The organism is Aeromonas media, from assembly GCF_000819985.1.
GTDB lineage: Bacteria > Pseudomonadota > Gammaproteobacteria > Enterobacterales > Aeromonadaceae > Aeromonas > Aeromonas media.
Genome location: NZ_CDBZ01000121.1, coordinates 2,399 through 13,902, shown reverse-complemented (window position 1 = coordinate 13,902; position 11,504 = coordinate 2,399). Strand labels below are relative to the sequence as shown.

General features: G+C 65.0%; 11 protein-coding genes. 3 read left to right on the top strand and 8 right to left on the bottom strand.

The genetic code is table 11. The annotated features are described in order from the left end of the window. The 3 genes from BN1127_RS10665 to BN1127_RS10655 all read left to right on the top strand — a co-directional run. The coding region (locus BN1127_RS10665; RefSeq protein ID WP_048824767.1) for a methyltransferase at positions 1-786 on the top strand (786 nt) is incomplete at its 5' end. A gap of 47 nt (positions 787-833) precedes the next feature. Beyond that, entirely contained in the window at positions 834-1,049 is a 216-nt protein-coding gene (locus BN1127_RS10660) for a hypothetical protein (protein ID WP_042649423.1), read from the top strand. A 733-nt stretch (positions 1,050-1,782) separates the two neighbouring features. Next, a complete protein-coding gene (locus BN1127_RS10655; protein WP_042649422.1) occupies positions 1,783-2,508 on the top strand; it encodes a carbonic anhydrase in 726 nt (241 codons plus the stop codon). Between the two features lie 72 nt (positions 2,509-2,580). Here BN1127_RS10655 and BN1127_RS10650 read toward each other — a convergent pair whose 3' ends face one another. The 8 genes from BN1127_RS10650 to BN1127_RS20885 form a co-directional block, all read right to left on the bottom strand. Beyond that, positions 2,581-3,489 carry a pseudouridine-5'-phosphate glycosidase gene (locus BN1127_RS10650; RefSeq protein WP_005326011.1) on the bottom strand — a complete coding sequence of 303 codons (909 nt, stop codon included), beginning with the start codon at positions 3,487-3,489 and terminating at the stop codon, positions 2,581-2,583. Continuing rightward, positions 3,483-4,574 carry a PfkB family carbohydrate kinase gene (locus BN1127_RS10645; protein WP_005326010.1) on the bottom strand — a complete coding sequence of 364 codons (1,092 nt, stop codon included), beginning with the start codon at positions 4,572-4,574 and terminating at the stop codon, positions 3,483-3,485. Before BN1127_RS10645 ends, BN1127_RS10650 begins: the two co-directional genes overlap by 7 nt. A gap of 143 nt (positions 4,575-4,717) precedes the next feature. Then, the gene (gene nirD / locus BN1127_RS10640) at positions 4,718-5,077 is read right to left on the bottom strand and encodes a nitrite reductase small subunit NirD (RefSeq protein WP_042649425.1); all 360 of its coding nucleotides are present in this window, start codon (positions 5,075-5,077) and stop codon (positions 4,718-4,720) included. Positions 5,078-5,124: 47 nt separating this feature from the next. Then, positions 5,125-7,698, bottom strand: a complete 2,574-nt coding sequence (nirB, locus tag BN1127_RS10635) for a nitrite reductase large subunit NirB (RefSeq protein WP_042649421.1) — start codon at positions 7,696-7,698, stop codon at positions 5,125-5,127. A 26-nt stretch (positions 7,699-7,724) separates the two neighbouring features. Next, positions 7,725-8,546 carry an ABC transporter ATP-binding protein gene (locus tag BN1127_RS10630; protein WP_042649420.1) on the bottom strand — a complete coding sequence of 274 codons (822 nt, stop codon included), beginning with the start codon at positions 8,544-8,546 and terminating at the stop codon, positions 7,725-7,727. Between the two features lie 31 nt (positions 8,547-8,577). Further along, a complete protein-coding gene (locus BN1127_RS10625) occupies positions 8,578-9,537 on the bottom strand; it encodes an ABC transporter permease (protein ID WP_042649419.1) in 960 nt (319 codons plus the stop codon). A 14-nt stretch (positions 9,538-9,551) separates the two neighbouring features. Beyond that, complete coding sequence (locus tag BN1127_RS10620; RefSeq protein ID WP_042649418.1) at positions 9,552-10,910, bottom strand: CmpA/NrtA family ABC transporter substrate-binding protein; 1,359 nt, start codon at positions 10,908-10,910, stop codon at positions 9,552-9,554. A gap of 288 nt (positions 10,911-11,198) precedes the next feature. Then, positions 11,199-11,504, bottom strand: a 306-nt coding sequence (locus BN1127_RS20885) for an ANTAR domain-containing response regulator (protein WP_048824765.1), incomplete at its 5' end; no start/stop codon positions are given.

Sequence of the window (11,504 nt, the reverse complement as noted above, 5' to 3'; positions counted from 1 at the left end):
ACTAAGCCCGCCCGGCGGGTTGGGGAGCGAGTATCCGACTTTGGATTTGATCAACAAGGCCCCCATCTACTCGACGCCATCCGTCAGGGCTCGCCGGCCGGCTTGCAGGAGTTTGGTCCATGGCAGACCCTCTACCCGCACCTGAACGAGCTGCCCGAACCGGCCCGCCGCAGCTGGTTTGCGTTCGATCACTTCTACTCCGATTGGGCATTCCAGCAGGCGCAGGACAAGGTGTTCGGCTATGCGCCGCGCCACCTCTACGATCTGGGCGGCAACACCGGCAAGTGGGCCATCGCCTGTGCCAAACGGGATCCCGCTCTGCGGGTCACCATCCTGGATTTGCCCGAGCAGCTGGCACTGGCCCGCCTCAACATCGAGGAGGCCGGACTGGCGGAGCGGGTGCAGGGTCATCCGGTGGATCTGCTGCAACCAGGCCCCCTGCCCGGCGAGGCGGACATCTGGTGGATGAGCCAGTTTCTCGACTGCTTCAGCCACGCGCAGATCGTCGCCATCCTGAACCGGGTCCGACTGGCCATGAAACCGGACGCCCGGGTCTGCATCCTGGAGCTGTTCTGGGACAGGCAGACTTTCGAAGCCGCCAGTTTCAGTCTCAACGCCACCTCCCTCTACTTCACCTGCCTGGCCAACGGCAACAGCCGCTTCTATCACTCCAAACAGCTGTACCAGTGCCTGCGCGAGGCTCATTTCCATGTGGAGGCCGAGCACGAGATCCCGGGACCGGGCCACACCCTGCTGGTTGCCCGGCCGCTGCACACGAGGCCATAATGCCGACATCGACATGAAGATGATGATGAAACGAAAAGGAGCACGGCATGAGGCATGACTGCATGGCACTGATGGCACTCGGCCTGGCCTTGGGCAGCCTGCTCGGCGGCTGCGCCGACATCAAGGAGGCGGGCCGCACCGTGGGTCACACCACCCGGGACGTGACCCGGGAAATTGGCCACACCACCCGTGACGTGACCCGCGAGATCGGCCACGGTACCCGGGATGCGGTCAAGCAGGTGGGGGATGAGATCAGCAAATGACAACGGGGGCCGAGGCCCCTGTTGTCATGAGGGAGAGCCGCTGCCCATATGGCCATCAGCCTGAACTCCATGGCCTCTTCCGGCTCATCAGGTCGCTCGGCGCAGAAGTCGAGCCCGCTCAGCTGCTTCACCTCATCCACCTTTACTGCGTAGTCCGCAAGCCGGCTGGCCGACTTGTTGTCCTGAGGCATAGCCCTCCCGGTACAGCAGTTGACCGGGCTGACCAGTTATATCGGCCCTATTACCCGTTCCGGGCAAGGCCAGCGCCAGCGCCAGCGCCAGCAGACAATATTTACTCTCTCTCTTGAGTTTGCGAACAATCGCAGCGTCAGCCTGCTCGGGAGCAACTGTCTATCATTTGTTCAAGTTCAAAACAGGAATGAAAAATGACAATAAAAAACAATGAATTGTGATTTTTTGGTGGACTTGAAGCGAAGGCTTGCGAGGTGAAAAGCCTGACCTCGATGAGAGGAACATGAAAGAATTCATCCTTGATACCAGCCAATTAATTAGATTGCTTTCATTTTAAAGAGCCACCATTCAATATTAAGGAGTGGCCTAAGATTATTTAGATTCATATTAAATGCATCATAAATATCGCCTGCAATGATCCTCAATAATAAATATCCGGTCTGACATTCTGTATCCCGCATTCCAGAGAATGCCATCTGCTGTTCCCTCACCGAGTGGGGAAACGGATGGCCGCGCTTTTCAATCAAGATAAGGATGCATGATGAGAAAGTCCCTGTTGGCCTGCTCTCTGTTGTTGTGCCCCACCGCCTTCGCCGCAGCTCCGCACTGGGAATACAGCGGTGAGGCCGGCCCGGCGAAATGGGCCAGCCTGACCCCGGAATTTGGCCAGTGCGCGGGCAGCAACCAGTCGCCGGTCAACCTCGCAGGTCTGGTGGAAGCCGAGCTGGCACCACTGCAGTTCCACTACCTGCCGGGCGGCAAGACCCTGGTCAACAACGGTCACACGGTGCAGGTCAACTATGCACCGGGCAGCAGCCTTGAGCTCGACGGCATGCGCTTCGAGCTCAAGCAGTTCCACTTCCACGCTCCCAGCGAAAACCTCATCGAGGGCAGGTCCTACCCCCTGGAGGGACACCTGGTGCACGCCAATGACAAGGGGGAGCTGGCAGTGGTCGCCGTGATGTTCGAGCCAGGCTGGGCCAATGGGGCACTGAGTCAGGCCTGGCAAACCCTGCCAGCCAAGGCGGGGGAGATGCACAGCCTGGAGCAGCCGATCTCGGCGGAGCAACTGCTGCCCGCCCAGCGCGACTACTACCGCTTCAGCGGCTCCCTGACCACGCCGCCCTGCTCGGAAGGGGTGCGCTGGCTGGTGATGAAGCAGCCGGTGCAGGTGAGCCAGGCCCAGATCGATGCCTTCAAGGCCGTGATGCACCACCCCAACAACAGACCCGTGCAACCCCTCAACGGTCGACTGGTGCTGCAATAAGGTTTTATGTAACCGATTTGCACAATAAGAAAGAGGGCCAACAGGCCCTCTTTTGCATTCATCCACCTGCCGTTACAGGCTGGCGGCAATCTTTGCACCCAGGGCGGCATTGTTCAGCACCAGCTGGATGTTCGCCGCCAGGGAGTTGCCACCGGTCAGCTCGCACACCCGGGCCAGCAGGAAGGGAGTGGACTCCTTGCCCTTGACCCCCTGCTCGTCCGCCTCACGCAGTGCCTGGGCAATGGCGGCGTCGATGTCTGCCTTGGGCATGGCAAACTCGGTCGGGATGGGGTTGGTGACCACGGCGCCGCCGGCAAGCCCCAGCTCCCACTTCAGGCGCAGCGCCTCGGCGATGGCCGCCGGGGTGTCGAGGCGGTAATCCACCTTGAAGCCGCTCTCCCGGGTGTAGAAGGCGGGCAGCTCCTCGGTCTGATAACCGATAACCGGCACCCCCTGGGTCTCCAGATACTCCAGGGTCAGGCCGATGTCGAGGATCGACTTGGCACCGGCGCAGACCACGGCCACCGGGGTCTGGGCAAATTCCTGCAAATCCGCCGAAATGTCGAAGGTCTCCTGGGCGCCGCGGTGCACGCCGCCGATGCCGCCGGTGGCGAACACCCGGATCCCCGCCATGGCGGCAATGATCATGGTGGACGCTACAGTCGTCGCGCCCAGCCCCTTGTTCGCCAGCACGAAGGGGATGTCCCGTCGGCTGCACTTGGTCGCGGCGTGGCCGGCCTTGCCCAGCGCCTCCAGGGCCCCCTCATCCAGACCCACCTTGAGGCGGCCGTCGATGATGGCGATAGTGGCCGGCACGGCGCCGTTGTCGCGCACCACCTGCTCCACCTGGCGCGCCGTCTCCACGTTCTGTGGATAGGGCATGCCGTGGGAGATGATGGTGGATTCCAGAGCCACCACCGGCTTGCCGGCGGCCAGGGCAGCGGCGACTTCAGGTTGGATATCGAGGTAAGCGTTCAACATGGGTACTCCTCCAGCATGCGTTCAACGGCGGCCTTGGATAGGCCGGAAAAGACGGTATCGGAACAATTGACGGTGAGAGCGGCGCAGCCGAGGGCGAATCGGGTCGCCTCCATGATGCCCTGCTCCAGCAACCAGGCGTGGGCCAGTCCTGCCATGAAGGCATCGCCGCCGCCGGTCACATTGACGACAGGGCTGCCGAGCACGGGCAGATGGCCCTGGCACTCCCCGTCGCTGTAGAAAATCCCCTGATCGCCGAGGCTCAGGAACAGCCGTTGCACCCCGGCGCGGTGGAACCAGGCTGCCGCCATGGGCCAGGTATCGGGCCCGGCGATGGTGAAGCCGCACAGCTGCTCCGCCTCGGTGCGGTTCGGCTTGAGGGTGTGGATCCGGTGCAGCCAGGGGCGGATCTTCTCCACTTTGGCCACAGAGACGGTGTCGACGAAGATGATGTGTTCACCCTGGCGCTCGAACAGCCAGTCCAGGGTGTGAGTGGCGAGGTTGGTGTCGAGCACCCAGAGCCGCGCCGCGCCGAGGAAGCCGCTCAAGGGAGCGAGCCTGGCCGGAGTCAGCTCGTCGATGATGCCCATGTCGTTGACGGCGCAGCTCATCTCGCCGCTGCCGTCGTGCAGGCTGAGGTAGCAGGAGGTCGCCTGCCCATCCAGCACCAGCACCTGGCGCACGTCGACGCCAGCACGCTGGCTCACTTCCAGCAGGTGATGGCCGTACTGATCGTTGCCCACCGCGGTCAGCAGCCGGGTATCGGTGCCGAGCCGCGCCAGGTTCTCGGCGATGTTGCGCCCCACCCCGCCAGCCGAGGTACGTACCCGGCCCGGGTTGGAATCGCCGATGCGCAGGTTGTCATGGCTGCAACCACAGATATCCATGTTGGCGCCGCCGATCACCACGGCGTAGGGGCCTTCACGCAGCACATAGCCGCGGCCTTGCACATAGCCCTGGCGCATCAGGCTGGAGATGTGGCTCGCCAGCGCCGAGCGGCTGATGCCAAGCCTGTCCGCCAGCTCCTGCTGGGCAATCATGGGATCCTGGCGCAGCAGGGCGAGGATCTCTTGCTCACGTTCCGTCATAGACAAACATCCAGTTACAAACGTTTGTCTATTATTATTGAGAAACGTTTTCCCGCCATGGTTGCGTGCAAGAAATGTCGGGTCGACCACAAAAAATCACCGGGCAAGCCCGGTGATCCTTGATGACAATGTGCGCAGCCCTCTCACTCCAGCTGTACCCAGATCTCGCCGCCGTCCAGTCGCACCGGCCAGCAGGCGACACTCAGGGCCGGATCATCCAGGCAGCGGCCGTCCATCAGGGCGTAGCGCTGCTTGTAGAGCGGTGAGGCGACCACGGGTTCGCCCCCGGCATCCCCCACCAGGCCACGCCCGAGCACCGCCACCCCGGCCAGGGGATCCACTCCGTCCAGGGCATAGACTCGCTCCCCGAGGCGAAACAACGCCAGCACCCGCCCGCCCAGCCAGGCGCTGCGCCCGGCCTGCTCCGGCAGCGCCGCCAGCTCGCATACCCGATGCCACTGCCCATGCTCAGGGTGCACTGTGCCCTCCTTGAAATCCTTCATATCACCTCCTTGATGCTGATGGCGGGCGTGCAACCCGCTGGCCCCGCTCATACCACCTCCTTGATAGAGATATCCGGCACCCACTGACCCCGCTCCTCACGGCGCGGCGGTGTCTCGTCTTCGGGCCGGTTGACGAAGGCCTCGAACAGCTTCAGCTTGTCCGGGTCCGCCAGGGTACTCTTCCATTCGCACTGCCAGGTGCCGACTATCTCCCCCATCATGGCTTCCAGCTCGGCCCCGATGCCGAGCCTGTCTTCGATGATCACCGACTTGAGGTAGTCGAGCCCCCCTTCCATGTTCTCCATCCAGACCGAGGTGCGCTGCAGCCTGTCCCCGGTACGCACATAGAACATCAGCAGCCGGTCGATGTAGCGGATCAGGGTCTGCTCGTCGAGATCGGTGGCGAACAGGTCGGCGTGGCGCGGCCGCATGCCACCGTTGCCGCACACATAGAGGTTCCAGCCCCGCTCGGTGGCGATGACGCCTATGTCCTTGCTCTGAGCCTCGGCACACTCCCGGGTACAGCCTGAGACCGCAAACTTCAGCTTGTGGGGGGCTCGCAGTCCCTTGTAGCGGTTCTCCAGGGTCTGGGTCAGGGTCATGGAGTCCTGCACCCCGTAGCGGCACCAGGTCGAACCGACGCAGGACTTCACGGTGCGCACCGACTTGCCGTAGGCCTGACCGGTCTCGAACCCCGCCGCCACCAGCTCGCCCCAGATGGCGGGCAGCTGATCGACCCGGGCGCCGAACAGATCGATGCGCTGGCCGCCGGTGATCTTGGTGTAGAGGCCGTACTTGCGCGCCACCTCCCCTATGGTGATGAGGCCCTCCGGGGTGATCTCCCCCCCCGGGATGCGCGGCACCACAGAGTAGGTGCCGTCCTTTTGCAGATTGGCGAGGAAGGCGTCGTTGGTGTCTTGCAGGGCGCGGTGGGGCTTCTCCAGCACGTGCTCGTTCCAGAGCGACGCCAGGATGGAGGCGACCGTCGGCTTGCAGATGTCGCAGCCCAGACCCTGGCCATGCTTGTCTCGCAGCGCCTCGAAGCTCTTCAGCTCGCCGACACGGGCCAGGTGATAGAGCTCCTGGCGCCCGTAGGCGAAGTGCTCGCACAACCCCTTGTCCGCCTCGACCCCAAGATCCGCCAGGGTCTGATCCACCACCTGTTTGAGCAGGTTGCTGCAGCCGCCGCAGCCGGTGCCCGCCTTGGTGCAGCTCTTCACCGCAGAAAGCTCGTGATTGCCCGCCCTGACGGCGGCCACCACGTCCCCCTTGCTGACGTTGTGGCAGGAGCAGAGGATGGCGCTGTCCGGCAGCACCAGGGGCGCGGGGGCCGTGCCCGCCTCTCCCACCAGCAGGGAGAGCGGCGGCTGGGGCAGCGCCACCCCGTTCTGGTAGTACTGCAGCAGCCGCTCATAATCGGCTCCGTCCCCCACCAGGATGGCGCCGAGCAGGCGATTGCCCTCGCCGTCTGTCACCAGCTTCTTGTAGATGCCGTTGACCCTGTCCAGCAACAGCAGCTCCTGGGCCCCGGCAGTGCTGGCGTGGGCGTCGCCGATGGAGCCCACGTCCACCCCCATCAGCTTGAGCTTGGTGGACATGTCGGCCCCGGCGAAGCGGGTCTCGCCGCCGCACAGGCTGGCCACGGCGGTGCGGGCCATCTGGTAGCCGGGTGCCACCAGGCCAAAGATGCGCCCCTGCCAGAGCGCACACTCGCCGATGGCGAGGATGGCGGGATCCGAGCTGTGGCAGCCGTCGTCGATGCAGATGCCGCCGCGCTCCCCGACGTTCAGCCCGGATTGGCGGGCCAGGGCGTCGGCGGGGCGGATGCCTGCCGAGAACAGCAAGACATCGGTCTCAAGATGAGAGCCGTCCTTGAAGCGCAGCCGGTGGCGAGCCTGCTCCCCATCCTCGATGCACTCGGTGGCCTTCTCCACCAGCACCTCGACCCCGAGCGCCTGAATCTTGTCTCGCAGCACGGCGCCGCCGCTCTCATCGAGCTGCACCGGCATCAGCCTGGGGGCAAACTCCACCACCTGGGTCTTGAGCCCGAGCAGGCGCAGGGCGTTGGCCGCCTCCAGCCCCAGCAGGCCACCGCCGATGACCACGCCGCTGCGGGCCTGGGCGCAGGCATCGCGGATGGCGGCGAGATCCCCCAGGGTGCGGTAGACGAAGCAGCCCTCCCGCTGATGGCCGGGGATGGGGGGCACGAAGGGCACAGAGCCGGTCGCCAGCACCAGACGGTCGTAAGGGAACTGCTCGCCGTTGGCGAGCGTCAGGGTGCGGGCGGCCCGGTCGAGCACCTCCACCTCGGCCCCCAGCCGCAGCGCAATACCGCTCTCTTCATACCAGGCGGGATCCGCCATGCGCAGCGCCTCCGGGGCCTTGCCGCCGAATACCTCGGAGAGGTGCACCCTGTCGTAGGCGGAGTCAGGCTCGGCACCAAATACCGTCACCTCGAACCGGTCGAGGCCACCGGCCGCCACCAGCTGTTCGACGAAGTGGTGACCCACCATGCCGTTGCCCACCACCAGCAGGCGTTGCTTTTCGGCGGAGCCGGCGCTCTGGCGATCGATCAGGTCCACGCCGTCGCCGATCACCCACTGTTGCTCTTTGTCAGTCATATCTCTCTTCCTTGAATCCGGTGGACTCAGGCGCGCAGCTTGCTGCGCACTTGCCCGGCTGCCTTGAGGGGGGTCACCTTGCGCTGCTTCTCGTAGAGGAAGCGCAGCACCTGCTGACGCAGCTTGTGATAGTGGGGGTCATCCGCCAGGGCGACCCTGTCCCTGGGCCTTGGCAGGTCCACGGTCAGGATCTCCCCGACGGTGGCACTGGGGCCGTTGGTCATCATGACGATGCGATCGGAGAGCAGCACCGCCTCGTCCACGTCGTGGGTGATCATGATGACGGTGTTGCCAAGCTCCGCCTGGATCGCCATCAGGGCATCCTGCAGATGGGCCCGGGTCAGGGCATCGAGGGCGCCGAACGGCTCGTCCATCAGCAGTACCTTGGGGGAGAGCGACAGGGCCCGCGCGATGCCGACCCGCTGTTTCATGCCCCCCGACAGCTCGTGGGGCATCTTTTGGCTTGCGTGATCCATCTGCACCAGGGAGAGGTAGTAGTCCACCCGCTCCGCCACCGCCCGCTTGTCAGGCTCCACCTGGGCCACCGCCAGCGCCACGTTCTGCTGGACGCTGAGCCAGGGCAGCAGGGCGTGGTTCTGGAACACCATGGCCCGCTCCGGCCCAGGCCCCGCCACCTCGCGGCCGTCGAGGATGATGCCGCCCAGGGTCGGCTCCAGCAGCCCGGCCACCAGGTTGAGCACCGTGCTCTTGCCGCAGCCCGAGTGGCCGATGAGGGAGACGAACTCCCCCTTCTCGATGCGCAGGTTGACCCGGCTGAGGGCCTCGAAGCTGCCCTGCTCCGTCTCGAACGAGATGCCGACGTCGCTTATCTCCAGATAACTCTTCATTGGCTCTTCTCCTGCCTGAATAGAAATGTGATTAACGCAGCACCTGGCGCTTGTCCCAGGACAACCACTGCTGCAGGGCCAGCATGCCCCTGTCCAGGGCGCAGCCGATGAGGCCTATGGTGATCACCGCCACCATGATGCGGGCCAGGGAGGCCGAGCCTCCGCTCTGGAACTCGTCCCACACGAACTTGCCGAGCCCCGGGTTCTGGGCCAGCATCTCGGCTGCGATCAGCACCATCCAGGCCACCCCAAGGGAGAGCCGCAGCCCGGTGAAGATCATGGGCAGGGCGCCGGGCAGCACGATGCGGCGCACGTGGGTCACAAAGGAGAGGCGCAACACCCGGCTGACGTTGTGCAGGTCGCTGTCCAACCCCGCCACCCCGACTGCGGTGTTGATCAGGGTCGGCCAGAGGGAGCAGAGGGTCACCGTCAGCGCCGAGGTGAGGAAGGACTTGGCGAGCCAGGGACTCGGGTTTGCGTAGAGGGCGCTCACCACCAGCGTGATGAGCGGCAGCCAGGCCAGGGGGGAGACCGGCTTGAGCAGCTGGATCACCGGGTTGGCGGCGCGATAGAGCCCCTGATTCATGCCAAGCAACACCCCGCACGGGATGGCGATCAGGGTCGCGAACCCGAATCCGCACAGCACGGTGAACAGGCTGGTGGCTATCTGATCGAAGAAGGTGGGGCGCCCGGTGTAGGGGCGCAGCTTCACCTCGGCCGCCGGATCCGCCGCCAGCCGCTCGGCGTTGCGAACCTGCTGGCGCTCGAGGAAGGCGCTCGCCTTCTCCCGCTCCGCCAGGTGCTCCTGGCCGAGGGACCAGAACTGGCTAGCGGTGGCGAGCGGCCCGGGCAGGGTGCCCAGACTGGTCTGCACCTGGCTCGCCCCCCACTGCCAGAGGCCGAGGAACAGCAGCACGCCGAGCAGGGGCTGCACCAGGGTTTTCAGATTGATGGCTTTCCAATTGATGAGTGGCCACTTATGTCGTTTCATTGCGTTCTCCTCGCTCATTGCACCCGCTCATCGCCCTTGAGGCCGATGGCGAACTGCTGCAGATAGGCGTTGGGGTGGCGGCCGTCGTAGATGAGGCCGTCGATGAAGCCATCCTGGGGGCCGCGATAGCCCTGCTCGCTGGCAAAGTCGGGGAAGTCCTGCGCCTTGAGCTTGCCCTCGGCGATCAGCGCCTCGGCGGCCTGGCGATAGACGCCCGGTTGATACACCGCCTTGGCCACCTGTTCGAACCAGGCGTCCGGCCTGGCCTCGGGGATCTGGCCCCAGCGCCGCATCTGGGTCAGATACCAGATGGCGTCGGAGTAGTAGGGATAGGTGGCGTGGTGGCGGAAGAAGACATTGAAGTCAGGCAGCTGCCGCTTGTCCCCCTTGGCATACTCGAAGGTGCCGGTCATGGAGCTGGCGATCACCTGCTCGTCGGCCCCCACGTACTCGGGTTTGGCCAGCATCCTGGCCGCCTCACGCCGGTTGCCGTTCTGCTCTGCATCCAGCCACCAGGCCGCCCGCAGCAGCGCCTTCACCAGCCGCACATGGGTGTTGGGGTGGCGCTCGGCCCACTGCCGGGTGACGCCGAACACCTTCTCCGGGTTGTTGCGCCAGATCTCCTGATCCGTGATGACGGGCACCCCTATGCCCTTGGCGACCGCCTGCTGGTTCCAGGGCTCCCCCACGCTGTAGCCGGCGATGGTGCCCGCCTCCAGGGTGGCGGGCATCTGCGGCGGCGGCGTCACCGACAGCAGCACGTCCGCCTGGCGCTGGCCCGAGTTGTCGCCGAGCTTGGGTGCGTAGAAGCCGGGATGCAGGCCGCCCGCCGCCAGCCAGTACCTGAGCTCGTAGTTGTGGGGGGAGACGGGGAACACCATCCCCATGTTGAAGGGCTTGCCCCCCTGGCGGTACTCCGCCACCACGTGCTTGAGGGCGGCGGCGCTCACCGGCGGTGGCACCTCTCCTGCGACCGGCTTGGGCAGTTGGGTTGCCATGGCCGCCCAGACGCTGTTGGCCACCGTGATGGCGTTACCGTTGAGATCCATGGCAAACGCCGTCACCAGCTCGGCCTGGGTGCCGATGCCGATGTGGGCGGCCAGGGGCTGGCCCGCCAGCATCTGGGCGCCGTCCAGCTCGCCGTCGATCACCCGATCCAGCAGGATCTTCCAGTTCGCCTGGGCCTCCAGGGTCACGTAGAGCCCCTCGTCCTCGAAATAGCCCCGCTCGTAGGCCACCGCCAGCGGCGCCATGTCGGTCAGCTTGATGAAGCCGAGTCTGAGCTCCTCCTGCTCGGGGGCACCCACCGCGGCCAGCACCGGCAGCGACAGCACCGCCAGCAGCAACCCCGCACATCCTTGTCGTCTTTTCATTCCAGTCCCTCGCTCGGTTCCCTGTTCCGGGCTGTCACCCTCCTGCCTCGTTGCAGGATGGCGACCAAAAAAAAGCCCCACCGATCCGGGATCGGTGAGGCCTCTTTGCCCTGTTGCGAGTGACGGGCCCTGGGCGCCATCACTCCTTGTATGTTGGGTAATTCACTTTTCGTGCCAGATTGGCCAAGCCGCATCGGACGGCCTTTCCCGGCTTTTTCTTCCCTCCTTCTCCCCCCTGTTTGCCTCAATTAGGCGCAATTGCACCAAAACGGTTTGCCAGCGGGGCGCTCAGGCGGGCAATGCCTGCAGCAGTTGCCGCGCCAGCTCCCCCAGGCTCAGGTGGCGGCTCATGGCGGTGCTGCGCATCAGGCGATAGGCCTGCTCCTCATCCAGCCCCTGATGACGCATCAGGCGCCCCTTGGCCTGCTCGATGAGCCGCCGCTCCACCAGCTTCTGGCGCAGCTCGCTCTCGGTCTGCATCAGGGTCTGCACCATGGCGAGCTGGCTGCGGGCGAGCCGCAACCACTGCTCCACCGGCTCCCGCTCGCCGCAGGGGTGGGGCACCAGCAACACTCCCTGCTGCAGCAGGGCGAG